Genomic DNA, 26374 nt, shown 5'->3' with positions numbered 1-26374 from the left:
GAATCGATGTCGATGCTGAACACCCTCACCCGTAACACCAGGAAGGCGGTCAACGCGCCGCTTTCCAAACTTGACGACCTCGGCGACCAGCTGTCCTTCTACGTCAGGGCACTGGGATGGGTGCCCAAGACGCTGGTGCACTACACCAAGGAAGTGCTGCGCATCCTCGCCGAGACGTTCTTCGGCACCGGTGCGCTCGCGGTCATCGGCGGCACCGTCGGCGTCATGCTCGGCATGACGCTCTTCGTGGGCATCGTCGTCGGCCTGCAGGGCTACGCCGGATTGGACCAGATCGGTGCCGCGGCGCTGTCCGGATTCGCCTCGGCCTACATCAACACCCGCGAGGTCGCGCCGCTCGTCGCTGGCCTCGCGCTGTCGGCGACGGTCGGTGCCGGGTTCACCGCGCAGCTCGGCGCGATGCGGATCTCCGAGGAGATCGACGCGGTCGAGGTCATGGCGGTGCCCAGCCTGCCGTTCCTCGTCACGACCAGGATCATCGCGGGTTTCATCGCGATCATCCCGCTCTACATCATCGGGCTACTGTCGTCCTATGTCGGGTCACGGTTGATCGTGACGGTCTTCTACGCCCAATCGGCCGGTACCTATGACCACTACTTCGAGCTGTTCTTACCCAAGGAAGACGTCTTCATCTCGTTCGCGAAAGTCTTGGTTTTCGCCGTCATCATCATCATGTCGCACTGTTTCTACGGATATACGGCATCGGGTGGCCCCGCCGGTGTCGGTGTCGCCGTCGGCAAGGCAGTGAAGACGACGATCGTGGTGGTCGCGCTGGTGAACTTCTTCCTCGGCTTCGGTATCTGGGGCACTGACACAACGGTGAGGATCGCAGGATGAGTGCACGTGGTGCGGTGTCGACGCTGAAGCGCAGGCTGCTCGGCGTCGGTTTCATCGTGCTGGTCATCGCGGGCGTCGCGCTGAGCGTCGCGGGGTTCAACAACGCCTTCACCCCGTACGTGACGGTGAACCTGAAGGCCGACAAGGTCGGCAACCAGCTGGGCCACAAATCGGACGTCAAGGTGCGTGGCTTGATCATCGGACACGTCAGCGATATCACGCCGACACCGGACGGCGCCGAGCTTGAGCTGAAGCTGAACCCGGAGGACGCCAAGCTGGTGCCGAAGTCGACGTCGGCGCGGCTGCTGCCGAAGACGCTATTCGGTGAGCGGTATGTGTCGCTGCAGTTCGACGACGCCAGCGGGCCGAAGCTGTCGAACGGCGACGTCATCCCGCAGGACAAGACCAAGACCGCGACCGAGCTGGGCGCCTCGTTCGAGAAGCTGCTTCCCGTGCTGCGCGCGGTGCAGCCGCAGAAACTGAACAGCACGCTGACCGCGATGTCCACCGCCCTTGACGGCAGGGGCGATCAGCTTGGCAAGACGTTGTCGGAGCTCGGCGACTACATGGGCAAGCTCAATCCGCACCTGCCCGCGCTTAAGGAGCAGTTCAAGCAGCTCGCACAGTTCGCGAACAACTTCTCCGAGGTCACGCCGGACATCGTCGCCACGCTGGAGAACTTCCGCACCAGCGCGCGGACGCTCGTGGAGAAGCGACAGCAGCTGAACTCGGTGTACAGCTCGGTGACGACCGCATCGCGGGACCTGGAGTCCTACATCGCCGCGAACAAGAACAACTTCATCCGTGTCGGCAAGGTCTCGCGACCGTCGCTGGAACTCATCGCGAAGTACTCGCCATCGTTCCCCTGCGTGACGAGGCAGATGGCCGATGCGCTTCCCACCCTGAACAAGGCGTTCGGCAAGGGCACGGACAAGCCTGGCCTGCAAGCCAAGGTCTTCATCACGCCGAACCGGGGCGAGTACAAGCCGGGCCAGGACGAGCCGGAGTTCAACCTCATGGGTAAGGGCGGCTACCGGGGTCCGTGGTGCATTGACCCGCACCACCCGGAGATCCCGGACCCGTTCCCGTACCCGTACCGCTTCCTGTATCTGGACGACGGCTCGAAGCGCCCGCCGGACGCCCGCTCCGAGCTCGACGGCGAGAAGCTGCCGTGCGACGCGCTCACCACCTTCGGCAATCCGATCCCGGAGAGGTGGCTCCGGGAGTGCAAGCCGGGCACCGCGCCTGGTCCCGGCAGGGGTAGTTCGTCCACCGGTGGCTCGGCCCCGATGAGCCCACCGAGCGCGAATCCGGCCAACACGCCAGCGGAGGGAGCCCTGATCGCGGAGTTGCTCAGCATTCAGTCCGGCACGCATCCGGGTGACATCCCCGGCTGGGGCGGCCTGCTGGTCGGTCCGCTCTACCGCGGTGCGGAGGTGAACTTCGAGTGAGAAGCGCCACGCATGTCACCGGACCACTGATCAAGCTGATCATCTTCATCGCGGTGACCATCCTGACGACGGCGGTGCTCGGCATCAGTATCGCCAACATCAACATGGCGGACACCAACAGTTACACCGCGCGGTTCAGTGACGCCACGCTGCTGCTGGAGAACGACGACATCCGCATCGCAGGTGTGCAGGTCGGTCAGGTCACCGAAATCGACGTGGTCGACAAAAGCCAGGCGGAGGTCACCTTCGAGGTGAACTCCGGTCTGCGGCTGCCGGAAACCGTCACGGCCGCGGTGCGTTACCGCAACCTGGTCGGGCAGCGTTACGTCGCGCTCGACCCCGGCGCCCGCACCGACGGCACGCCGCTGTTGCCCACCGACGGCACCGGTCACATCCCGCTTGAACAGACCAGGCCCGCGCTTGACCTGACGGAGCTGTTCAACGGCTTCAAGCCGCTGTTCACCGCGCTGTCGCCGAAGGACGTCAACCAACTGTCCTTCGAGATCATCCAGGTGCTGCAGGGTGAGGGCGGCACGATAGAAAATCTGCTCGCCCACACCGCGTCGCTGACGACGTCGCTGGCGGAGAAGGACAAGGTCATCGGCGAGGTCATCACCAACCTGAACGACGTGCTACAGCGGCTCAACGAGAAGAGCCCGGAACTGCGGCAGACCATCAGCACACTGCAGCAGCTGGTGTCGGGACTGGCCGAGGACGCCAAGCCCATCGGCGACGCGATCGAGGCCATCGACGACCTCTCCCGCTCGACCGCGGGTCTCGTCGGCGATGTGCGGCCGCCGTTGAAGCAGGACATCGCCGAGCTCGGCAAGCTGACGAAGACGCTCAACAAGCACGAGGACCTGGTGGAACACTTCATCACCTTCGGCCCGAAGAAGTATTCGACCCTGGGTAAGACCGCGAGCTACGGGTCGTGGTTCAACTTCTACCTGTGCAGTGGCGAGGCCACGCTGCGCTTCCCTGGCGCGGAGGACCAGCCCATCACCATCCCGATGGGTGAGCCGGACAGGGCGAGGTGCACCCGATGAAGCCTTTCCAGCAACGAAACCCGATCCCGATCGCGATCATCGGCGTCGTGCTGATCGCGCTCGGCCTTGTCGCCGCCATGAACTCCGACGAGCTGCCGCTCATCGGCTCCGGCACGGTCTACACCGCCGAGTTCGAAGAGGCGGCGGGTCTCAAGGACGGCGACGAGGTCCGCGTCGCTGGCATCAAGGTTGGCAAAGTCAAGGACGTCGAGCTGGACGGCAACGTGGTCCTGGTCAGCTTCTACGTCAAGGACACCTGGATGGGTGACACCACCAGGGCAGGCATCAAGCTCAAGGACCTGCTTGGCCAGAAGTTCCTGGCGGTGGAACCGTCTGGCGGCGAGGTGCTGGACCCGTCGGAGACCATCCCGAACGCGCGCACCACGTCGCCGTTCGACGTGCTCGAGGCGTTCCGGGGCCTGTCGGAGACCACCGACGCGATCGACGTCAACCAGCTCGCCAAGAGCTTCGACGTTATCTCGAAGACCTTCGGCGGCACGTCCGACGAGATCAAGGGCGCGCTCAACGGGCTGTCGCAGCTCTCGGACACGATCGCGAAGCGCGACACCCAGTTGTCGAACCTGTTGGAGAACACGCGCCAGATCAGCCAGACGCTGGCCGACCGCGACGCGCAGCTGGTGAAGCTGATGAAGGACGGCAACGTGCTGCTCGCCGAGCTGTCGAAGCGCAAGGCGGCGATCAGTTCGCTGCTGCAGGGCATCCAGCAACTCGCCGTGCAGCTCAACGGGCTGGTCGATGACAACAAGGCGCAGCTGCAGCCGGTGCTGAAGGACCTCGATCGGCTCACCGGCATGCTGCACCGCAACCGCGAAGCCCTCGGTGAGGGCATCGAGACCTTCGCGCCGTTCGTCCGGCAGTTCAACAACACCCTCGGCAACGGCCGTTGGTTCGACAACTACATCTGCGGACTGCTGCTACCCCAGGAGGGTCCCATCAACCAGCAGGGATGTGATCCGCGATGAGCCCGACGACTCGTGTTGGCTACAGCCTGTGGCGCGGCGTCGCCATCGCATGCGTGCTCGGTCTCGTCGTGGCGGGCGGCCTGTGGTGGACGCTCAAGGACGCCGGAACCAAGACCGTCGTCGCGTACTTCCCAACCGCCATCGGCCTGTACAAGGACAACGACGTGCGCATGCTCGGTGTCGAGACGGGCACCGTCGAGCGCGTCGAGCCGCAGGGTGACCGGGTGAAGGTCACCATGACCTACGACCGCACGGTTCAGGTTCCCGCGGACGCGCAAGCCGTGATCGTCGCGCCGTCGCTGGTCAGTGATCGTTACGTACAGCTGACGCCGCCCTACTCCGGCGGTCCAGAGCTCGAGGACGGCGCCGTCATCACCCAGGAGCGCACCGCGGTGCCGCTCGAAGTCGACGACTTGTACGCCTCGCTGTCCAGGGTGAGTGAGGCGCTCGGCCCTGACGGCGCCAATAAGAACGGCGCACTGTCGCGGCTGCTCGACACGTTGGCCGAGAACTTCAAGAACAACGGCAAGGCGCTCAACGTCACCATCAACAAGCTGGGCAAGGCGTCCAACACTCTCGCGGGCAACAAGGATGACCTGTTCGCCACGGTGTCGAACCTGGCGGAGTTCTCCAACACGCTCGCGGCGAGCGACGCGGACGTCGCCGAGTTCCAGCGCAGGCTGGCTGACGTGAGCGGCTTCCTCGCTGGGGAGCGGCAGAACCTGGCGAAGTCCGTCGAGCTGCTCGGCGCGACGCTGGCCAAGGTGCGCCAGTTCGTAGACGAGAACCGGGACCGGCTGAAGTCGAATGTCGACAAGCTCGCCGACGTCACCCAGGTGCTCGTCGAGGAGCGGGCGGAGCTGGCGGAGATCTTCGACGTCGGGCCGGTCGCGCTTGGCAACGTGATCAACGCCTACAACGCGTCTTCCGGCACGCTCGACGCGCGGCCGGTGATCAACGAACTGCGCATGCCGGTGCTGCTGATGCTGTGCGACTTCATCGGCCAGGCACCTGACGGCTCTGGCGACCAGCTCGCCTCGATGTGCGAGCAGCTGGCGCCATTGACCGAGGACCTGCCTACCCCGGCGCAGGTGCTCAACTCGCTGCACGACGGTGAGCTGCCACCGTTGCCACTCGCGCTGATGGAACAGATGTCGCAAGGAGGTGGCCGCTGATGTGGCGTAGCAAGTCCCGCCGGTCAACGGGCATGCTCGCGGCCGTCTTCGCGATGGTGACGTCGCTGCTCGCCGGATGTGGTTCGTTCACCGGTATCTACGACATCCCGCTGCCGGGTGGCGCCGATCTCGGCGATGACCCGGTTCGGGTGGAGATGCACTTCCGCAACGTGCTCGATCTCGTGCCGCAGTCCGCCGTCAAGATCAACGAAGTCTCGGTCGGCAAGGTCGAGGAGATCTCGCTGACCGGCCAGGACTGGAACGCCAAGGTCACGGTCCTGCTCAACGGCGAGACCGACCTGCCTGCCAACGCACGGGCCAATGTCAAACAGTCCAGCCTGCTCGGTGAGAAGTACATCGAGCTGTTGCACCCGCCGAAGGGCACCGGGCAGGGCGAGTTGACCGACGGTTCGGTCATCCCGGTCTCGCGCACCGACCGCGGCGTCGAGCTGGAAGAGGTCCTCGGTGCGATGTCGATGCTGCTCAACGGCGGTGGTGTCGAGCAGCTCAACACGATCACCAAGGAGCTCAACCAGGTCTCGACCGGCCGCGAGGGCGAGATCAAGGCGTTTCTGCACAACGCGGAGACCCTCGTGCAGGGCCTCGACGGGCAGACACAGGACATCTCCAACGCCCTCGACGGCCTGAACCGGCTGTCCAAGGCGCTGCGCAAGGATAAAGAGGCTATCGCGGCCGCGCTGGACGATCTCGAGCCGGGTATGAAGGTGCTCGTTGACCAGCGCAAGCAGCTGGTGACGATGCTGGAGTCGATGAAGAAGCTTTCCGTCGTCGCTACCGACACCATCCAGAAGAGCCAGCGTGATCTGGTGAATAACCTCGAGTCGCTGCGACCGATCCTTGCCAACCTGGTCAAGGCGGGCGACAAGCTGCCGAAGTCGCTGGAGATCCTGGTGTCGTTCCCGTTCCCTGACTCCGCCGTCGACGGGGCGAAGGGCGACTACTTCAACCTGTACCAAGAGCTGAATCTGAACATCAGGGAGATCTACGAGGCGTACCGGCGGCACCGGGGCAACCCGTTCGACGGGCTTCCGGTGCTGGAGAAGGTGCCCGCGTCCGAGGGCGAGCTGCTCGACCCGAACCAGCTCCCGCCGCTGCCACTGCCGTCGCCGTCCGACGGGGACTCCGGCGGACAGTCTGATGACGGCCTCGGCGTGCTGCCCGGGCTGCTGGGAGGTGGCAGCTGATGCTGACTCGCAAGATCAAGATCCAGATCGTCGCGTTCTTCGTGATCAGCGCCGTCGCGCTGGTGTTCGCGCTGTTCCGGTTCACCGACATCGCGAAGGTGTTCGGCGAGGACATCTACACGGTGTCCATGGAGCTGAACGAGTCCGGTGGGATCTTCTCCAACGCCGAGGTCACCTACCGCGGCTTCAACGTCGGTCGGGTGGGTGAACTCAGCCTGACAGAGGACGGCCTGAAGGTGGATCTCGAGATTCAGCCGAACAATCCGCCGATTCCCGCCGACCTGGAAGCGCTCGTGCTGAACCGGTCCGCGATCGGTGAGCAGTTCGTTGACCTGCGGCCCAAGTCCGCGGGTGGGCCGTACCTCGAGGACGGCTCGGTGATTCCCGCCGAACGGACCAAGACGCCGGTGCCGACGGCCAAGGTCATCAACGACCTGCACGACCTGGCGAGTTCGGTGCCGACCGACTCGCTGCGCACGGTCGTCGACGAGTCGTTCAAGGCGTTCTCCGGCACCGGTGACGACCTGCAACTGTTGATGGACACCACGCGGGACTTCACCGCCGCTGCCAGGCAGCACCTGCCGCAGACGGTGGAGCTGCTGCGCTCGGGCAACCAGGTGCTGCGCACCCAGAACGCCGAGATCGACTCGATCAGGTCGTTCAGCAGGGATCTGCGGGCGTTGTCGGAGACATTCAAGGGGTCCGACGCCGACATCAGGCGGCTGATCGAGCAGACCCCGCCGACCGCCAACCAGCTCAGCAGGGTCGTTGACGAGGTGGGGCCTGGGCTCAGCGCGCTGGTCGCCAACCTGATCACGCTCGGCGAGCTTTCGGACGATCGGCTGGGGGGCCTCGAGCAGACGCTGCTGACGTACCCGGCGCTGAGTGCCGGTGCGCAGGCGATCCTCGACCCGAAGGAGCCGAAGGCGCCGCTTGGTCTCGCGCTGAACCTGTTCGATCCGCCGCCGTGCGTGAAGGGTTACGAGAGCACCAAGAAGCGGCCAGGCGACGACACATCGCCGTCGAAGTACAACGAGAAGGCATACTGTGCCGAACCGACGGGCAGTCCGATCGACGTCCGCGGTTCGCAGAACGCGCCGTTCAACGGCGTACCGGTGGCACCTACTCAGCAACAGCTTGAGGAGAACTCCGATCGCGACGCCGAGTCGCTCGAAGAGGACAGCTCGAACAGCCTCCTGTCGAGTTCCAACGCGCAGTTGCTGAGCCAGCTGCTCTCGATGAGTTGACGGTGACCGGCGGTATCAGACAGCGATATCACATCGTTCGCCTACGCTGAGGACGTAATGAGCAGTGACGATGCTCGGGCCGACGTGCCCGAGGAACACGACGGTGTCTCCGACGCCGCTGACGGCACCGAGGACACCGATGCTGTGACGGTCTCGCAGGCGGAGTCCCAGGAACCGCGAGAGTCGCGATCGAGCATGCTCGCGCGACAGCCGGTGTTCCTGGTTGCCTCGGTGTTCGCGGTGCTTGGCCTGATCGCCGCCGCCACCTTCGGCATCCTGTGGTGGACGGAATCGAGCAGCGACGCAGCCCAGAACGCCACGGCGCGAGACGAGGCGGTCGCGGCCGCGGAGCAGGCCATCTCGGCCTTCGCCGAGGTCGACTACCAGAACCCTGACAAGTACCGGGACCAGCAGGTCGCGGTGTCGACGGACGAACTGGCCCAGCATGTCAAGGATGGTTGGAAACAGGCCCGCGATGTCATCGTCAAGGCGCAGCGCTCGTCGGAGATCGAGTTCTTCGCCGTGGCGGTTGAGGAACTCAATGCCTACGACGGCACCGCGACGGTGATCGCGTCCTCCGAGGTGACGCTGTCGTTCGAGGATCAGAACGCGCAGTTGCCGCGCCGCTGGCGCGCTGAGATGAAGCGCATCGATGGGGAGTGGAAGCTCTCGGACATCGAGCTGATCCCCATCCCGAGGACGCAGCAGGTCGGCAACCAAGGATCGGAGCCGCAGTGACAAACCGACGGCGATCGACACCCAGCGGCGGGTCGCGGCGGCCGCAGGTCGCTGGACTGCGCAAGTCAGCGAAGCCGAGTCCCACGCCCCGCCCGACACCGCAGCCAAGAACGGACGCCTCGGACACCGACGAGATGCGGCCCGAGGAGACGGAGGTCGAGGAAGCCTCGGCTGTTCCGGCAGACACCTCGGCGGACACCGACTTCGCCGAGGACGTGGCCGACAGCGACACCGACGACACCGACGACACCGACGACACCGACGACACCGACGACACCGACAGCAGCGACACCGGCGGTGCCGCGGTGGCCGCCACGGCGTCGACCGCGTCCAAGAGGCCCCGGCCTCGCCCGAAGGCCCGCGACGGGGGCGTCCGGAAGCCGGAGTCACCGGACGAGACGGTCTCGCAGCCGTCCGCGCTGCCGGAGGGCCGTGCCGCGGCAACGAAGCAGCGGCTGCGGCACGCCTCGTGGACGCTGACCAGCGTGGTCGGTGCGCTGGCGCTGGTGCTCGCACTCACCGCGGCGTTCTTCGCGTACAAGTATTTCGCGGCAGGCGCTGGCGACGAGAACAAGGCCATGGTCGATGTTGTGGCGACCGAGCAGCTCAAGCAGCAGGTCTCGGACGGCCTCGAAACGATGTTCTCGTACAACTACAACAACGTGCAGCAGCATGAGCAGGCCGTGAAGGACGTGCTGGCGACCGACGAGATGCGGTCGCAGTACGAGGAGCTCATGGGCGATGTGAAGGAGAAGGCGCCGGAGCAGAAGGTCGTGCTCCAGACGACCGTGCGCAACGTCGCGGTGATCGAGATGAACGAGGACTCCGCGCGGGTCTTGGCATTCATCGACCAGACCTCAGTCCGGGAGGACAGCGGGCAGAGCGCCGCGACAGGTGACCAGCCGACCGTGACCGCGGTGCGCGTCGATGGCGAGTGGAAGATCTCACACATCGACGCCTACGCCGACCCTCGCAATCGCGCCCCGGTTCCCGGTAACGGCGGCAACGGTGGCGATGGCGGCCACGACGGTGGCGGCAACTAGGCGCCTCAGCTGCGACGAAGGGCTTCTTCCTCACCTCAGACGCGGGGAAGAAGCCCTTCGTCGCATCCACCCCATTGCGACACCAGGGTGAGATGACCGTGAGTCACTGCACTGTTGCGGTGCCGCACCGCCCGGTGGCTTGACTCGGCGGCCCTGGCACGCCACCCTGAATCGCGAAGCCACAAGGCATCCGCCGATGCGAAGCGGAACGAAGGTGCGGCGAGGCTGGGCCCCGATGCGCGTGCCCCCTCGACAGCGGCGATTTTCGTCGCTAGACTGCTCTGTTGCGCTGCCCGCTTTCATGCTGCCCTGAGCCAGGCGCTACGATGGCGGACACCACCGCACCCTTATAGACAGTCGGCGTCCCGTGTTGCCATGTCCCGTGTCAACGTGGCGTTGCTGTCCAACCGCTTATCTGTCCCCGGAAGGACGCATCTTGGCAGTCTCTCCCGCGAACCAAGCCAACATTGCGAACCCATCGGAGATTCCTGGAGCACCCAAACGGGTCTCATTCGCGAAGATTCGCGAACCGCTCGCCACGCCTGACCTGCTCGACGTGCAGATCAAGTCGTTCGAGTGGTTCACCGGCGACGACGCATGGTTCGAGCGCCGGGTGAACGAGGGCGAAGAGAACCCGGTCGGGGGGCTCGCGGAAGTTCTCGGCGAGATCTCGCCGATTGAAGACTTCTCCGGTTCGATGTCGCTCTCCTTCGCCGACCCGCGCTTCGACGAGGTTAAAGCCTCGGTCGAAGAGTGCAAAGACAAGGACATGACGTATTCGGCGCCGCTGTTCGTCACCGCCGAGTTCGTCAACAACAACACTGGTGAGATCAAGAGCCAGACGGTCTTCATGGGCGATTTCCCCGTGATGACTGACAAGGGCACTTTTATCATCAACGGCACTGAGCGTGTCGTCGTCTCCCAGCTTGTCCGTTCGCCCGGTGTCTACTTCGACCAGGCCATCGAGAAGACGACCGACAAGGACGTCTTCAGTGTGAAGATCATCCCGAGCAGGGGCGCTTGGCTGGAGTTCGACGTCGACAAGCGCGACACCGTCGGAGTGCGCATCGACCGCAAGCGCCGCCAGCCGGTGACCGTGCTGCTCAAGGCGCTCGGCTGGTCCACGGAGGCTATCCGGGAGCGGTTCGGCTTCTCCGAGACGCTGATGGCCACGCTGGAGAAGGATCACACCGCCGGCACTGACGAGGCGCTGCTCGACATCTACCGCAAGCTCCGCCCTGGCGAGCCGCCGACGAAGGAGAGCGCGCAGACGCTGCTGGAGAACCTGTTCTTCAAGAACAAGCGTTATGACCTCGCCAAGGTCGGCCGGTACAAGATCAACAAGAAGCTCGGCCTCGACACGTCGTACGAGACCGGCACGCTGACCGAGGAAGACATCGTCTCCACGATCGAGTACCTGGTCCGCCTGCACGCTGGCGAGCACACGATGAACAGCGTCGTTGGCGTCGACGTTCCGGTCGAGACCGACGACATCGACCACTTCGGCAACCGCCGCCTGCGCACCGTCGGTGAGCTGATCCAGAACCAGATCCGGGTCGGGCTCTCCCGTATGGAGCGTGTGGTCCGCGAGCGGATGACCACCCAGGACGTCGAGGCGATCACGCCGCAGACCCTGATCAACATCCGCCCGGTCGTCGCCGCGATCCGCGAGTTCTTCGGGACATCGCAGCTCTCGCAGTTCATGGACCAGAACAACCCGATCGCGGGCCTGACGCACAAGCGTCGTCTCTCGGCCCTCGGCCCTGGTGGTCTGTCCCGTGAGCGCGCGGGCATGGAGGTCCGCGACGTCCACCCGTCGCACTACGGCCGGATGTGCCCGATCGAGACGCCGGAAGGCCCGAACATCGGGCTGATCGGCTCGCTGTGCTCTTACGCGCGGGTGAACCCGTTCGGTTTCATCGAGACGCCGTACCGGAAGGTCATCGAGGGCCAGGTCACCGACCAGGTCGACTACCTGACCGCCGACGAGGAGGACCGCCACGTCAAGGCGCAGGCCAACGCGCCGATCGACGCCGACGGTCACTTCACCGAGGAGAAGGTCCTCGGTCGCCGGAAGGGCGGCGAGGTCGAGCTGATCGACCCGATGGAGATCGACTACATGGACGTCTCGCCGAGGCAGATGGTCTCGGTCGCGACGGCCATGATTCCGTTCCTTGAGCACGACGACGCCAACCGTGCGCTGATGGGTGCGAACATGCAGCGCCAGGCGGTGCCGCTGCTGCGCAACGAGTCGCCGCTTGTCGGCACCGGTGTTGAGCTGCGCGCCGCCGTCGACGCGGGTGACGTGCTGCTCGCCGAGGAAGCGGGCGTCGTCGAGGAAGTCTCGGCCGACATCGTCACCGTGATGCACGACGACGGCAGCCGCCGGAGCTACGGGCTGTACAAGTACCGCCGCTCCAACCAGGGCACCTGCATGACCCACAAGCCGATCGTCAACGAGGGCGACCGGGTTGAGGTCGGTCAGGTCATCGCCGACGGCCCGTCCACGGAGGACGGCGAGATGGCGCTCGGCAAGAACCTGCTCGTCGCGGTCATGCCGTGGGAAGGCCACAACTACGAGGACGCCATCGTCATCTCGGAGCGCCTGGTGCAGGACGACGTCATGACGTCGATCCACATCGAGGAGCACGAGGTCGACGCCCGCGACACCAAGCTGGGCGCCGAAGAGATCACCCGCGACATCCCGAACGTCTCCGAGGACGTCCTCGCCGACCTCGACGACCGCGGCATCGTCCGCATCGGCGCCGAGGTGCAGCCGGGCGACATCCTGGTCGGCAAGGTCACGCCGAAGGGTGAGACCGAGCTGACCCCTGAGGAGCGTCTGCTGCGGGCCATCTTCGGTGAGAAGGCCCGCGAGGTGCGCGACACCTCGCTGAAGGTGCCGCACGGTGAGTCCGGCAAGGTCATCGGCATCAGGATGTTCTCCCGTGACGAGGACGACGAGCTGCCGCCCGGCGTCAACGAGCTGGTCCGGGTCTACGTCGCCAAGAAGTCGAAGATTCAGCCGGGTGACAAGCTCGCTGGCCGGCACGGCAACAAGGGCGTCATCGGCAAGATCCTGCCCGTGGAGGACATGCCGTTCATGGAGGACGGCACCCCGATCGACGTCGTGCTGAACACTCACGGTGTGCCGCGTCGTATGAACATCGGGCAGATCCTGGAGTTGCACCTTGGCTGGCTGGCCTCGCAGGGCTGGAAGGTCGAGGGCTCACCGGACTGGGCGAAGAACCTGCCGGAGGAGCTCCTCGACGTCGAGCCGGGTACCAATACCTCGACGCCGGTGTTCGACGGTGCCCGCGAGGAGGAGCTGACCGGTCTGCTCAGCGCGACCAAGCCGAACCGGGACGGGGAGCGTCTCGTCCACACCGACGGCAAGGCGCAGCTGCTGGACGGCCGTTCCGGTGAGCCGTTCCCGTACCCGGTCGCGGTGGGCTACATGTACATCCTGAAGCTCCACCACATGATCGACGACAAGATCCACGCCCGGTCCACCGGTCCGTACTCGATGATCACCCAGCAGCCGCTGGGTGGTAAGGCGCAGTTCGGTGGTCAGCGCTTCGGTGAGATGGAGTGCTGGGCGATGCAGGCCTACGGTGCGGCGTACTCGCTGCAGGAGCTGCTCACGATCAAGTCGGACGACGTCGTCGGCCGTGTGAAGGTCTACGAGGCCATCGTCAAGGGGGAGAACATCCCGGAACCGGGTATCCCCGAGTCGTTCAAGGTGCTGCTCAAGGAGCTGCAGTCGCTGTGCTTGAACGTGGAGGTGCTGTCCAGTGACGGAGCCGCGATCGAGATGCGCGACTCCGATGACGAGGACCTTGAGCGCGCCGCCGCGAACCTGGGCATCAACTTGTCCCGCAACGAGTCGCCCTCGGTGGACGACGTCATGCACTGACCTCGCCGCCCTGGCGGGCCGATAGTGGCCCGCCAGGGTGAGCAGACCACTTTAGCCAGCCTGTGGGGGCGTGACAGCTCCCGCGAACCCCCAAAGGAGAAGGAAGAACAGACGTGTTGGACGTCAATTTCTTCGACGAGCTCCGCATCGGCCTCGCAACGGCCGATCAGATTCGCCAGTGGTCCTACGGCGAGGTGAAGAAGCCGGAGACCATCAACTACCGCACCCTCAAGCCAGAGAAGGACGGGCTCTTCTGCGAGAAGATCTTCGGTCCTACCCGCGACTGGGAGTGCTACTGCGGCAAGTACAAGCGGGTCCGCTTCAAGGGCATCATCTGTGAGCGCTGCGGCGTCGAGGTGACCCGCGCCAAGGTGCGTCGTGAGCGGATGGGCCACATCGAGCTGGCCGCCCCCGTCACGCACATCTGGTATTTCAAGGGCGTGCCGAGCCGCCTCGGCTACCTGCTCGACCTTGCTCCGAAGGATCTCGAGAAGATCATCTACTTCGCGGCCTACGTCATCACGAGCGTGAACGAGGAGCTGCGGCACAACGACCTGCCCACGCTGGAGAACGAGATCAACGCGGAGCGCAAGACCATCGAGTCGAAGCGTGACGCCGAGGTCGAGGAGCGGGCGCAGAAGCTGGAGGCCGACCTCGCCGAGCTCGAGGCGGAGAAGGCCAAGTCGGACGTGCGGCGCAAGGTCAAGGAAGGCGGAGAGCGCGAGATGCGCCAGATCCGCGACCGCGCCAACCGCGAGCTCGACCGGCTGGAAGAGGTGTGGAACACCTTCACCAAGCTGGAGCCGCGCCAGCTCATCGTCGACGAGCTGCTCTACCGTGAGCTGTACGACCGCTACGGCGAGTACTTCACCGGTGGCATGGGCGCTGGCGCCATTCAGAAGCTGTGCTCCGAGTTCGACGTCGACGCCGAGGCCGAGGGCCTGCGCGACGTCATCCGCAACGGCAAGGGCCAGAAGAAGCTGCGTGCGCTGAAGCGGCTCAAGGTGGTCTCGGCGTTCCAGTCGACCGGCAACGACCCGCGCGGCATGGTGCTCGACGCTGTGCCGGTGATCCCGCCGGATCTGCGTCCGATGGTGCAGCTCGACGGTGGCCGGTTCGCCACGTCGGACCTGAACGACCTGTACCGCCGCGTCATCAACCGCAACAACCGGTTGAAGCGGCTGATCGACCTCGGCGCGCCCGAGATCATCGTCAACAACGAGAAGCGGATGCTGCAGGAGGCCGTCGACGCGTTGTTCGACAACGGCCGCCGTGGCCGTCCGGTGACCGGACCAGGCAACCGGCCGCTGAAGTCGCTGTCCGACCTGCTCAAGGGCAAGCAGGGCCGGTTCCGCCAGAACCTGCTCGGTAAGCGTGTCGACTACTCGGGCCGGTCGGTCATCATCGTCGGTCCGCAGTTGAAGCTGCACCAGTGCGGTCTGCCGAAGCAGATGGCGCTCGAGCTGTTCAAGCCGTTCGTGATGAAGCGGCTTGTCGACCTCAACCACGCGCAGAACATCAAGTCCGCCAAGCGGATGGTGGAGCGCTCCCGTTCCGCGGTGTGGGACGTGCTGGAAGAGGTCATCACCGAGCACCCCGTGTTGCTGAACCGGGCGCCGACGCTGCACCGCCTCGGTATCCAGGCGTTCGAGCCGCAGCTGGTCGAAGGTAAGGCCATCCAGCTGCACCCGCTGGTGTGTGAGGCGTTCAACGCCGACTTCGATGGTGACCAGATGGCGGTGCACCTGCCGCTATCCGCCGAGGCACAGGCCGAGGCGCGGATCCTGATGCTGTCGGCGAACAACATCCTCTCGCCCGCATCGGGTCGTCCGCTGGCGATGCCGCGACTGGACATGGTCACCGGGCTGTTCCACTTGACCAGGCTGGACGAGAACGCCCCAGGCGCTGGCCAGGCGTTCGCGTCCGAGGCCGAGGCGATCATGGCGTTCGACCGGCACCTCGTCGGGCTGCACGCCCCGATCAAGATCAGGGTCAAGGACCGGCAGCCGCCGAAGGAGCTGCAGCCTGAGCTCGCCGAGCAGGGCTGGGAGCCGGGTCAGCCGTGGCTGGCAGAGACCACTCTCGGCCGGGTCATGTTCAATGACCTGCTGCCCGCCGACTACCCGTACATCAACGATGCGTTGCCGAAGAAGCGCCAGGCGGCGATCGTCAACGACCTCGCCGAGCGGTACTCCATGACCCAGGTCGCGCAGACGCTCGACAAGGTCAAGGACGCCGGCTTCTACTGGGCGACCCGCTCCGGTGTCACGGTGTCGATCTCGGACGTGCTCGTCCCCGAGGAGAAGAAGCAGATCCTCGAGGACTTCGAGGGCAAGGCCGCCCAGGTGGAGAAGCGCTACCAGCGCGGTCAGCTGTCCCACGCCGAGCGCAACAACGAACTCGTCAAGGTGTGGGCGCAGGCGACGGAAGACGTCGCCGACGCCATGGAGGAGCACTTCCCGGACGACAACTCGATCGCGATGATCGTGAAGTCGGGCGCGGCGGGCAACATGACCCAGGTCCGGTCGCTGGCCGGTATGCGTGGTCTGGTGTCCAACCCGAAGGGTGAGTACATCCCCCGGCCGATCAAGTCCAACTTCCGTGAGGGCCTGTCGGTGGCGGAGTACTTCATCGCGACGCACGGTGCTCGGAAGGGTCTTGCCGACACCGCGCTGCGTACCGCCGACTCGGGTTACCTGACCCGTCGTCTTGTCGACGTCTCGCAGGACGTCATCGTGCGTGAGGTCGACTGCGGCACCAGCCGTGGCATCCAGATGACCATCGGCGAGAAGCAGCAGGACGGCTCGATCCTGCGCGCCGAGCACGTGGCTACCAGCGTGTACGCGCGCACCATCGCCGAGGACGCGGTGGACGCCAACGGCAACGTCGTCGTCAACCGCGGCGACGACCTCGGTGACCCGGCGATCGAGAAGCTGGCTTCCAGCGGGATCGACCGGGTGAAGGTCCGCAGCGTGCTGACCTGCGAGTCGGTCGTCGGTGTCTGTGCGTGCTGCTACGGCCGCTCGATGGCGACGGGCAAGCTCGTCGACGTCGGTGAGGCCGTCGGTATCGTCGCCGCGCAGTCGATTGGTGAGCCGGGTACGCAGCTGACGATGCGTACCTTCCACCAGGGTGGTGTCGCCGGTGACGACATCACCACGGGTCTGCCGCGTGTGCAGGAGCTGTTCGAGGCTCGTGTGCCGAAGGGCAAGGCGCCGATCGCCGAGGTCGCCGGCCGGGTGCGCATCGAGGAGAGCGAGCGCTTCTGGAAGATCACGCTGATCCCGGACGACGGCGCCGAGGAGATCGTGCTCGACAAGCTGTCCAAGCGGCAGCGGCTCGCGGTCGGTCCCGAGGGCCCGCTGGCGGACGGCGACCATGTCGACGTCGGTCAGCAGCTGCTGGAAGGCACGCCGGACCCGCACGAGGTGCTGCGCGTCATGGGTCCGCGCCAGGCGCAGATTCACCTGGTGGACGAGGTCCAGAAGGTGTACCGCGCACAGGGCGTGTCGATCCACGACAAGCACATCGAGGTCATCGTGCGGCAGATGCTGCGCCGCGTCACGATCATCGATTCCGGTGCCACCGACTTCCTGCCCGGCGAGCTGCCGGAGCGGGCGAGGTTCGAGGCGATCAACCGGAACACGGTGGCCGAGGGCGGCGACCCGGCGTCCGGCCGTCCGGTGCTGATGGGTATCACCAAGGCGTCGCTGACCACGGACTCGTGGCTGTCGGCCGCGTCGTTCCAGGAGACGACCCGCGTGCTGACCGACGCGGCCATCAACGGCCGCTCGGACAAGCTGGTCGGCCTCAAGGAGAACGTGATCATCGGTAAGTTGATCCCGGCTGGTACGGGCATCAACCGGTACCGCAACATCCAGGTGCAGCCGACCGAGGAGGCCAGGGTCGCGGCCTACGCGATCCCGTCCTACGACGATGGCTACTACACCCCGGATGTCTTCGGCTCCGGTACCGGCATGGCCGTTCCGCTGGACGACTACGACTTCGGCCGCGACTTCCGGTAAGCACTGGAAGCCCGCGGGGGAAGATAAGCGGAGAGACAGAGAAGGCCCGGGTGCTGCGGCACCCGGGCCTTCTTCTCGTGCGCCGCCTCACACGTCCGTGATGTCGGCGAGCAGCATGTCGATGTCGAACTGGTCCTCTTCCTGCTCGACGGGAACGGCATCGAGCGTCATGTTGGCGAACGCCTCGGCATCCTCACGGTTGAGGAACCACGACGCGCGGCCTTCATCGGATTCGACCTGGAACAGCAGCAGCCGGTCGCCCTGGTCCTCGAAGGGAACGAAGCGGACGTCGCCGATGCCAGCGGGTGCCTTCAGCCCGGCGAGCAGCAGATCACGCGCGAAAACCCAGGTCACCCAGGTCTCCGGGCTGGTCTGGAACTCGACGGTGATCGCATAAGGGTCATCGGCTCGGTAGGACCAGCACGAGTACACCGGGGCGGCCTCGTTGGTCAGAGTGATGAACCGTTCCAGTCGCACGGTGTTGGCGGCCATGTCGCCTCCTCCTGGTCGTGTCCGCCGGCCGTGCCGACGTGTTGGGGTCTTTCGCAGGGGAGAGGCACGATCACGGCGGCAATGACGTAGCTCGCTGCGATCTCAGCCGATACGGTGTTCCCGCCGTCACATCTGTAACGCCCCAGGTCAGCCAATCGATAGGGCGAGCTCGCGCGAGTCCCGAGTTCTGGAGCCGCGAGTTCTGACTTCCGGTGTCAGGAGTGCGCCGGCTCCGCGCATTCGTGGTCGTAACACCGTCCACTGTCGAAGCATTAGACAATGTGGTCGCTATAGCAGCCACAACGCCTCAAGACCATCGGCGGCCCTGCGCCGGGAAGCTAGATTCGACGTCTGTCAACTAGGACGTGCCTCATGCCGGGTGCGAACGCAACTGAGCCCCGGGATGGGGGAGGCCACCCGGGGCTCAGTCACCCGCGCCAACGGGTGCTGACCAAAAGGTCAGACGTCAGGTCATGCGTGCATCAGGAACCGGCAGGAGCGTGGCACACGGTGCAGGGAGTGCCGGACACGACGCCAACCGCGCCGTGCGCCATCACACGTCCGTGAGGCCCGCGATGAGCGCGTCCATGTCGAAGTGCTCGGACTCCGCGCCGACCGGGACGGCGTCCAACGTCATGGTCGCGAATTCCTCGGCGTCGTCGCGGTTGAGGAACCACGACGCCCTGCCCTGGTCGGACTCGACCTGGAACAGCAGCAGCCGGTCGCCCTCGTCCTCGAACGGCACGAAGCGGACGTCGCCGACGCCAGCGGGTGCCTGCAGGCCCGCGAGCAGCAGGTCGCGGGCGAATACCCAGGTGATCCAGTCGTCCGGACTGGTCTGGAACTCCACGGTGATGGAGTACGGCTCGTCAGGGCTGTAGGACCAGCGAGAAAGCACGGGCGCGCGCTCGCTGAGCAAGTCGATGAACCGTTCCTGGCGCACGGTGTTGGCGGCCATGTCGCCTCCTCGTTGTCGTCTCCGGCGGTCGGTGTCCCTGCCGGCGGGAATCGAGATCTGTCGCGAGAGAGAGGCGCCAGGTCAGCCCTGATGACGGCACTGTGCGCGAAGTCAACCGATATGGTGTTCCCGTCGTCACACCTGTAACATCGCCGCGCGACGCATCGATGATGAGGCGGCATTTCAGGTGCACGCCATCCGGGTGATGGGGCGTGTTGTCGTTAACCGACCCCCCGATTTGGACCCGCTGACCGGGACGGGTATCTTGGACCTCTGTGCCCGGCCAATGTCGGGCCGCTCCGCGTGCCTGTTGACCGCTCAGGCGCTCTGATGAGCGAGCAAGCGTCGACTCAAGGCGGAGTTCCTCGGAAATCCGAAGGAAAGATACAGGGTTTTCCACCTTGGCACGGGCCGACACGCCCGACCTCGGGGACCGGGGAAGCAAGACCGACAAGACGAAGCACGAACGCAAGAGAAGGCTGGTCCATTGCCCACGATCCAGCAGCTGGTCCGCAAGGGCCGCCAGGACAAGGCTGTCAAGCAGAAGACCGCGGCGCTCAAGGGAAGCCCCCAGCGTCGTGGCGTCTGCACGCGCGTGTACACCACAACTCCGAAGAAGCCGAACTCGGCGCTGCGCAAGGTCGCACGTGTGAAGCTGACCAGCGGCATCGAGATCACGGCCTACATCCCCGGTGAGGGTCACAACCTCCAGGAGCACTCGATGGTGCTCGTGCGTGGTGGTCGTGTGAAGGACCTCCCGGGCGTTCGCTACAAGATCATCCGCGGTTCGCTCGACACCCAGGGCGTGAAGAACCGCAAGCAGGCGCGCAGCCGGTACGGCGCGAAGAAGGAGAAGAGCTAATGCCCCGCAAGGGTCCGGCCCCGAAGCGGCCGCTGATCTCCGACCCCGTATACACCTCCCCGTTGGTCACCCAATTGGTCAACAAGGTGCTCTCGGACGGGAAGCGCTCGCTCGCCGAGCGGATCGTCTACGGCGCTCTCGAGGGAGCGCGTGAGAAGACCGGCACCGACCCCGTCGTCACCCTCAAGCGCGCGCTGGACAACGTCCGGCCGCAGATCGAGGTGAAGAGTCGGCGCGTCGGTGGTGCCACCTACCAGGTGCCGATCGAGGTCAAGCCGGGTCGTTCCACCACGCTCGCGCTGCGGTGGCTGGTGACCTACTCCCGCCAGCGCAGGGAGAAGACCATGGTTGAGCGTCTGCAGAATGAGCTGCTCGATGCGAGCAACGGCCTCGGGGCCAGCGTGAAGCGCCGCGAGGACACCCACAAGATGGCCGAATCCAACAAGGCGTTCGCGCACTACCGCTGGTGAGCGCGACCAACGCCTGCTCGGCAGTAATTGCCCAAGCTTAAGGACAGGGGAACACTCTCGTGGCACGCGATGTGCTGACCGACCTGAACAAGGTCCGCAACATCGGCATCATGGCTCACATCGATGCCGGTAAGACGACAACGACTGAGCGGGTCCTGTTCTACACCGGGATCAACTACAAGATCGGCGAGGTGCACGACGGCGCCGCGACGATGGACTGGATGGAGGAGGAGCAGAAGCGGGGTATCACCATTACCTCGGCTGCTACCACCACCTTCTGGAGCGACTACCAGATCAACATCATCGACACCCCTGGTCACGTTGACTTCACCGTCGAGGTGGAGCGTTCGCTGCGGGTGCTCGACGGTGCGGTCGCGGTGTTCGACGGCAAGGAAGGCGTCGAGCCGCAGTCCGAGCAGGTCTGGCGGCAGGCGGACAAGTACGAGGTCCCGCGCATCTGCTTCATCAACAAGATGGACAAGCTCGGTGCCGACTTCTACTTCACCGTCAAGACCATCGAGGACCGCCTCGGTGCTCGTCCGCTTGTCATCCAGCTCCCCATTGGCGCGGAAAGCGACTTCCAGGGCGTTGTCGATCTCGTCTCGATGAAGGCCCTCACCTGGCGCGGTGACGTCAAGAAGGGTGAGCAGTACGAGATCGAGGACATCCCGGACGAGCTCGCCGACAAGGCTGCCGAGTACAGGGAAAAGCTGCTCGAGGCCGTCGCGGAGAGCGACGAGGAGCTGCTTGAGAAGTACTTCGGCGGCGAGGAGCTGACCACGGACGAGATCAAGCGCGGCATCCGCCAGCTGACCGTCAACCGCGAGGCCTTCCCGGTGCTCGCCGGTTCGGCGTTCAAGAACAAGGGCGTGCAGCCGATGCTGGACGCGGTGATCGACTACCTGCCGTCGCCGCTCGACGTGCCCGCGGTCGAGGGCACGCTGACCGACGGTGAGACCGCGATCAAGCGTGAGCCCTCCACCAAGGAGCCGTTCGCCGCGCTCGCGTTCAAGGTGGCCGCGCACCCGTTCTTCGGCAAGCTCACCTACATGCGGGTCTACTCCGGCAAGATCTCCTCCGGCTCCCAGGTCATCAACGCCTCCAAGGAGCGCAAGGAGCGCATCGGCAAGCTGTTCCAGATGCACTCCAACAAGGAGAACCCGGTCGAAGAGGCGCAGGCGGGTCACATCTACGCCGTGCAGGGGCTCAAGGACACCTCGACGGGTGACACGCTGGCCGACACGGCGAACCCGGTTGTGCTCGAGTCGATGACCTTCCCCGAGCCGGTGATCGAGGTCGCGATCGAGCCGAAGACCAAGGCCGACCAGGACAAGCTCTCCACCGCGATCCAGAAGCTGGCCGACGAGGACCCCACCTTCCAGGTCAAGCAGGACGAGGAGACCGGGCAGACGATCGTGTCCGGTATGGGTGAGCTTCACCTTGAGGTGTTGGTCAACCGCATGAAGACCGACTTCAAGGTCGAGGCGAACATCGGTAAGCCGCAGGTCGCTTACCGCGAGACGATCCGCAAGGTCGTCGAGAAGCACGAATACACGCACAAGAAGCAGACTGGTGGTTCCGGCCAGTTCGCTCGGGTCATCATCAAGCTCGAGCCGCTGGACACGTCCGCTGACGGTGCGCTGTACGAGTTCGACAACAAGATCACGGGTGGCCGGGTGCCGAGGGAGTACATCCCTTCGGTTGACGCCGGTGCCCAGGATGCCATGCAGTACGGCATCCTTGCCGGATACCCGCTCGTCGGGTTGAAGGTGACCTTGTTGGATGGTGCGTACCACGAGGTCGACTCTTCGGAGATGGCCTTCAAGGTCGCTGGTTCGCAGGCGCTCAAGGAGGCTGCGAAACTGGCGAAGCCGGTACTGCTTGAGCCGATGATGGCGGTCGAGGTGACCACGCCCGAGGAGTACATGGGTGACGTCATCGGTGACCTGAACTCTCGCCGTGGCCACATCCAGGCCATGGAGGAGCGTTCGGGTACCCGTGTCGTGAAGGCACTGGTTCCGCTGTCGGAGATGTTCGGCTACGTCGGCGACCTACGGTCGAAGACCCAGGGCCGCGCGAACTACTCCATGCAGTTCGACTCCTACGCCGAGGTGCCAAGCAACGTGGCGAAGGAGATCATCGCGAAGGCGACGGGGGAGTAATCCCCCGCAGCCCGCGGGCGTGAGGGGTCCTCCCTAAGGTCCGCACAACTGACCAAAGAGTGAATCGCCGACCGGCTGCCACGCCGGTGGCGGGAGAATTACTAAAGTCCAGGAGGACATTCCAGTGGCGAAGGCGAAGTTCGAGCGGAGCAAGCCGCACGTCAACATCGGCACCATCGGTCACGTCGACCACGGCAAGACCACGCTCACCGCGGCGATCACCAAGGTGCTGCACGAGAAGTTCCCCGAGCTCAACCAGTCGCGTGCGTTCGACCAGATCGACAACGCGCCGGAAGAGAAGCAGCGCGGTATCACGATTAACATCGCGCACGTCGAGTACCAGACCGACAAGCGTCACTACGCGCACGTCGACGCCCCTGGTCACGCCGACTACATCAAGAACATGATCACCGGTGCCGCCCAGATGGACGGCGCCATCCTGGTTGTCGCCGCGACTGACGGCCCGATGCCCCAGACGAAGGAGCACGTGCTGCTCGCCCGTCAGGTCGGCGTGCCGTACATCGTCGTCGCGCTGAACAAGGCCGACATGGTCGACGACCCGGAGATCATGGACCTGGTCGAGCTCGAGGTCCGTGAGCTGCTCAACGAGTACGAGTTCCCGGGCGACGACGCGCCGGTCATCCAGGTCTCCGGCCTCAAGGCCCTCGAGGGCGACGAGGAGTGGGCCAACAAGGTCATGGAACTCATGGCCGCCGTTGACGACAACATCCCGAACCCGGTGCGTGACACCGACAAGGCGTTCCTGATGCCGGTCGAGGATGTCTTCACCATCACCGGTCGCGGTACGGTCGTCACGGGCCGTATCGAGCGTGGCGAGGTCAAGCTCAACGAGGACGTCGAGATCGTCGGCATCCGCGAGAAGGCGACCAAGACCACGGTGACCTCGATCGAGATGTTCAACAAGATGCTCGACTACGGCCAGGCCGGCGACAACGCCGCCCTGCTGCTGCGTGGCATCAAGCGTGAGGACGTCGAGCGTGGTCAGGTCGTCATCAAGCCGGGCACGACCACTCCGCACACCGAGTTCGAGGCCTCGGTCTACATCCTGGCCAAGGACGAGGGCGGCCGTCACACGCCGTTCTTCAACAACTACCGTCCGCAGTTCTATTTCCGGACCACGGACGTCACCGGTGTCGTGACCCTGCCTGAGGGCACTGAGATGGTCATGCCTGGCGACAACACCGAGATCAGCGTCCAGCTGATCCAGCCGATCGCCATGGACGAGGGTCTGCGGTTCGCCATCCGTGAGGGTGGCCGCACCGTCGGCGCCGGCCAGGTCACCAAGATCATCAAGTGATTGGTGGGAGTGCTGGTCAAGGCCTCTCGCGCTGATCAGCACTCCCGGCCACCCCGGATCGGGGAACGATTACGGGGTATGCCAAACTATTAGGGTTGCTCGACGCGGGGCGGCTGATTTCGCAAGAATCGGCCGCCCTGGCGTGAGCAGGACGAACGGGTTTGTTGGCTGTCGCTACATGCGAGCCCGCAAGCCAGGGGTGCCCTGCTGGGCCGCCCCGCCAGAATAACCACCCGCACAGACGTCAACAGTGACGGATCGGTCTGCGCGCAGAGCGCGACACGCCCGACCGCGTGGACCGGATACGGTGGCTGTGACGTGCGGGAAAGGGCGCAGGCCCAGCGAGTAATCGCAGCACGAGACGACCGAGGACCTGCCCGCAGGGTTGAGCTGAGAAGCAATGACCTGCGTGCGACGTCCGACCAGTAGAGCAGAGGAACGAGCTGCCCCATGGCGGGACAAAAGATCCGCATCCGGCTCAAGGCCTACGACCACGAGGCCATCGACGCCAGCGCGCGCAAGATCGTTGAGACGGTGACGCGCACCGGCGCCAATGTGGTCGGGCCGGTGCCGCTGCCGACCGAGAAGAACGTCTACTGCGTCATCCGCTCGCCGCACAAGTACAAGGACTCGCGCGAGCACTTCGAGATGCGCACCCACAAGCGGTTGATCGACATCCTCGACCCGACGCCCAAGACGGTTGACGCGCTCATGCGCATCGACCTTCCCGCAAGCGTCGACGTCAACATCCAGTAAGCGAGACGAGACACAGCGCTGCGGCGGAGATAAGAGACTCATGTCTGACAGGGAAGTAAAGGGCATTCTGGGTACCAAGCTCGGTATGACCCAGGTTTTCGACGATGCGAACCGGGTCATCCCGGTGACGGTCGTGAAGGCCGGGCCGAACGTGGTGACCCAGGTGCGTAACAAGGACAACGACGGCTACGACGCGGTGCAGTTGGCCTTCGGCGCGATTGACCCCCGCAAGGTGAACAAGCCGAAGACCGGGCACTTCGACAAGGCCGGCGTGACCCCACGGCGCTACCTTGCCGAGCTGCGGACGACTGACGCCAGCAGCTACGAGGTTGGCCAGGAGATCACGGCTGGCGAGGTGTTCGCCGCAGGCCAGGTCATCGACGTCACAGGGACCAGCAAGGGCAAGGGCTACGCGGGCGTCATGAAGCGTCACGGCTTTTCGGGCCAGGGCGCGAGCCACGGTAACCAGGCAACGCACCGCAAGCCGGGTGCCATCGGTGGCTGTGCCACCCCTGGCCGCGTGTTCAAGGGTGTCCGCATGGCAGGCCGGATGGGCAACGTGCGGGTCACCACGCAGGGCCTGACCGTGCACGATGTGCGCGCCGACGACGGCCTGCTGCTCATCAAGGGCGCCGTGCCCGGTCCGAAGGGTGGTCTTGTCTTCGTCAAGACCGCCGCGAAGGGTGGTGTGCCGGCATGAGCATGACGGTGGAAGTGAAGAACACGGCCGGTAAGGCCGATGGCACGGTGGAGCTGCCTGCCGACGTCTTCGACGTCCAGGCCAACGTGCCGCTGATGCACCAGGTGGTCGTCGGGCAGCTCGCCGCGGCGCGGCAGGGCACGCACGACACCAAGACCCGTGGTGAGGTCAGCGGTGGCGGCAGCAAGCCGTACCGGCAGAAGGGCACCGGCCGTGCGCGCCAGGGTTCGATCAGGGCGCCGCAGTTCGCGGGCGGTGGCACCGTTCACGGCCCGACGCCGCGCAAGTACGACCAGCGCACGCCGAAGAAGATGAAGGCGGCCGCGCTGCGGGGCGCGCTCTCCGACCGCGCTCGCGCCGGTCAGGTGCACGTGGTGACCGAGCTGGTCAGCGGTGAGAAGCCGTCGACGAAGTCGGCCAAGGCCGCGCTCGCCGGTGTCACCACCGCGAAGCGGGTTCTCGTCGTGCTGCACCGCGAGGACGAGCTGAGCTGGCGCTCGCTGCGCAACCTCAGCGACGTTCACCTGATCACGCCGGACCAGCTCAACACCTACGACGTGCTGGTCAACGACGACGTGGTGTTCACAAAGGCCGCGCTGGACGTCTTCCTCGCCGGTGCGAACAAGGGCAAGGCCGAGGGGAGTGACAAGCAGTGAGCGCGATCGGCATTCCTGACCACCGCGATGTCCTGATCCGGCCGGTGATCTCCGAGAAGTCCTACGGGCTGCTCGAGGAGAACAAGTACACGTTCGAGGTTCGCCCGGACGCCAACAAGACGCAGATCAAGATCGCCGTCGAGAAGATCTTCGACGTCAAGGTCGCCAGCGTCAACACGCTCAACCGGCAGGGTAAGCGCAAGCGCACCCGGTACGGCTACGGCAAGCGCAAGGACGTCAAGCGCGCGGTCGTCACGCTGTCCGAGGACAGCAAGGCGATCGAGATCTTCGGCGGCACCGCGTAAGGGACGGCGAG

At 65.1% G+C, this 26374-nt stretch carries 21 protein-coding genes; 19 read left to right on the top strand and 2 right to left on the bottom strand.

Annotation, left to right across the window (positions count from 1 at the left end; genetic code table 11):
• Positions 1 to 12: 12 nt before the first annotated feature.
• The 11 genes from AMYHA_RS00975 to AMYHA_RS00925 all read left to right on the top strand — a co-directional run bounded on the left by AMYHA_RS00975 (position 13) and on the right by AMYHA_RS00925 (position 17684).
• Positions 13 to 855 carry an MlaE family ABC transporter permease gene (locus tag AMYHA_RS00975; protein WP_034275313.1) on the top strand — a complete coding sequence of 281 codons (843 nt, stop codon included), beginning with the start codon at positions 13 to 15 and terminating at the stop codon, positions 853 to 855.
• Positions 852 to 2306: an MCE family protein gene (locus AMYHA_RS00970; RefSeq protein WP_034267000.1), complete on the top strand. Its 1455-nt coding sequence runs from the start codon at positions 852 to 854 to the stop codon at positions 2304 to 2306. Before AMYHA_RS00975 ends, AMYHA_RS00970 begins: the two co-directional genes overlap by 4 nt.
• The gene (locus AMYHA_RS00965) at positions 2303 to 3352 is read left to right on the top strand and encodes an MCE family protein (RefSeq protein WP_034266998.1); all 1050 of its coding nucleotides are present in this window, start codon (positions 2303 to 2305) and stop codon (positions 3350 to 3352) included. Before AMYHA_RS00970 ends, AMYHA_RS00965 begins: the two co-directional genes overlap by 4 nt.
• Positions 3349 to 4335, top strand: coding sequence for an MCE family protein (locus AMYHA_RS00960; protein WP_034266995.1), 987 nt, complete (start codon positions 3349 to 3351; stop codon positions 4333 to 4335). The genes AMYHA_RS00965 and AMYHA_RS00960 overlap by 4 nt, the downstream gene beginning before the upstream one ends.
• Positions 4332 to 5510, top strand: a complete 1179-nt coding sequence (locus AMYHA_RS00955) for an MCE family protein (protein ID WP_034266992.1) — start codon at positions 4332 to 4334, stop codon at positions 5508 to 5510. The genes AMYHA_RS00960 and AMYHA_RS00955 overlap by 4 nt, the downstream gene beginning before the upstream one ends.
• Positions 5510 to 6715, top strand: coding sequence for an MCE family protein (locus AMYHA_RS00950; protein WP_084036671.1), 1206 nt, complete (start codon positions 5510 to 5512; stop codon positions 6713 to 6715). The genes AMYHA_RS00955 and AMYHA_RS00950 overlap by 1 nt, the downstream gene beginning before the upstream one ends.
• Positions 6715 to 7962 carry an MCE family protein gene (locus tag AMYHA_RS00945; protein ID WP_051399403.1) on the top strand — a complete coding sequence of 416 codons (1248 nt, stop codon included), beginning with the start codon at positions 6715 to 6717 and terminating at the stop codon, positions 7960 to 7962. The genes AMYHA_RS00950 and AMYHA_RS00945 overlap by 1 nt, the downstream gene beginning before the upstream one ends.
• A gap of 57 nt (positions 7963 to 8019) precedes the next feature.
• Entirely contained in the window at positions 8020 to 8700 is a 681-nt protein-coding gene (locus AMYHA_RS00940) for a hypothetical protein (protein ID WP_034266990.1), read from the top strand.
• Positions 8697 to 9743 (top strand): hypothetical protein, encoded by a 1047-nt coding sequence (locus AMYHA_RS25405; RefSeq protein ID WP_157361691.1) that lies wholly within the window; start codon positions 8697 to 8699, stop codon positions 9741 to 9743. The genes AMYHA_RS00940 and AMYHA_RS25405 overlap by 4 nt, the downstream gene beginning before the upstream one ends.
• A 436-nt stretch (positions 9744 to 10179) precedes the next feature.
• Complete coding sequence (gene rpoB / locus AMYHA_RS00930) at positions 10180 to 13659, top strand: DNA-directed RNA polymerase subunit beta (RefSeq protein ID WP_034266988.1); 3480 nt, start codon at positions 10180 to 10182, stop codon at positions 13657 to 13659.
• A 113-nt stretch (positions 13660 to 13772) separates the two neighbouring features.
• Entirely contained in the window at positions 13773 to 17684 is a 3912-nt protein-coding gene (locus AMYHA_RS00925; protein WP_034266985.1) for a DNA-directed RNA polymerase subunit beta', read from the top strand.
• An 87-nt stretch (positions 17685 to 17771) separates the two neighbouring features.
• On the opposite strand, the gene AMYHA_RS00920 is transcribed toward AMYHA_RS00925, so the two are convergent.
• Positions 17772 to 18176: an SsgA family sporulation/cell division regulator gene (locus AMYHA_RS00920; RefSeq protein ID WP_034266982.1), complete on the bottom strand. Its 405-nt coding sequence runs from the start codon at positions 18174 to 18176 to the stop codon at positions 17772 to 17774.
• Between the two features lie 553 nt (positions 18177 to 18729).
• On the bottom strand, positions 18730 to 19134 hold the full coding sequence (locus AMYHA_RS00915; RefSeq protein ID WP_034266979.1) for an SsgA family sporulation/cell division regulator: 405 nt from the start codon (positions 19132 to 19134) through the stop codon (positions 18730 to 18732).
• A gap of 487 nt (positions 19135 to 19621) precedes the next feature.
• Between AMYHA_RS00915 and rpsL the strand changes: the two genes are divergently transcribed.
• The 8 genes from rpsL to rplW all read left to right on the top strand — a co-directional run bounded on the left by rpsL (position 19622) and on the right by rplW (position 26363).
• Entirely contained in the window at positions 19622 to 19996 is a 375-nt protein-coding gene (gene rpsL, locus AMYHA_RS00910) for a 30S ribosomal protein S12 (protein WP_034266977.1), read from the top strand.
• On the top strand, positions 19996 to 20466 hold the full coding sequence (gene rpsG / locus AMYHA_RS00905; RefSeq protein ID WP_034266974.1) for a 30S ribosomal protein S7: 471 nt from the start codon (positions 19996 to 19998) through the stop codon (positions 20464 to 20466). Before rpsL ends, rpsG begins: the two co-directional genes overlap by 1 nt.
• A gap of 59 nt (positions 20467 to 20525) precedes the next feature.
• Positions 20526 to 22628: an elongation factor G gene (gene fusA, locus AMYHA_RS00900; protein ID WP_034266971.1), complete on the top strand. Its 2103-nt coding sequence runs from the start codon at positions 20526 to 20528 to the stop codon at positions 22626 to 22628.
• Between the two features lie 124 nt (positions 22629 to 22752).
• Positions 22753 to 23946, top strand: coding sequence for an elongation factor Tu (gene tuf, locus AMYHA_RS00895; protein WP_034266969.1), 1194 nt, complete (start codon positions 22753 to 22755; stop codon positions 23944 to 23946).
• 450 nt (positions 23947 to 24396) lie between these two features.
• The gene (gene rpsJ, locus AMYHA_RS00890; RefSeq protein WP_034266967.1) at positions 24397 to 24702 is read left to right on the top strand and encodes a 30S ribosomal protein S10; all 306 of its coding nucleotides are present in this window, start codon (positions 24397 to 24399) and stop codon (positions 24700 to 24702) included.
• A 40-nt stretch (positions 24703 to 24742) separates the two neighbouring features.
• Positions 24743 to 25402: a 50S ribosomal protein L3 gene (rplC, locus tag AMYHA_RS00885; protein ID WP_034266964.1), complete on the top strand. Its 660-nt coding sequence runs from the start codon at positions 24743 to 24745 to the stop codon at positions 25400 to 25402.
• Positions 25399 to 26058 (top strand): 50S ribosomal protein L4, encoded by a 660-nt coding sequence (gene rplD / locus AMYHA_RS00880; protein WP_034266962.1) that lies wholly within the window; start codon positions 25399 to 25401, stop codon positions 26056 to 26058. Before rplC ends, rplD begins: the two co-directional genes overlap by 4 nt.
• Positions 26055 to 26363 carry a 50S ribosomal protein L23 gene (gene rplW / locus AMYHA_RS00875; RefSeq protein ID WP_034266959.1) on the top strand — a complete coding sequence of 103 codons (309 nt, stop codon included), beginning with the start codon at positions 26055 to 26057 and terminating at the stop codon, positions 26361 to 26363. The genes rplD and rplW overlap by 4 nt, the downstream gene beginning before the upstream one ends.
• Positions 26364 to 26374 lie beyond the last annotated feature (11 nt).

This window comes from Haloechinothrix halophila YIM 93223 (assembly GCF_000504245.1).
In the GTDB taxonomy this organism is placed as follows: domain Bacteria; phylum Actinomycetota; class Actinomycetes; order Mycobacteriales; family Pseudonocardiaceae; genus Haloechinothrix_A; species Haloechinothrix_A halophila.
This window is presented reverse-complemented; position numbering and strand designations above follow the sequence as displayed.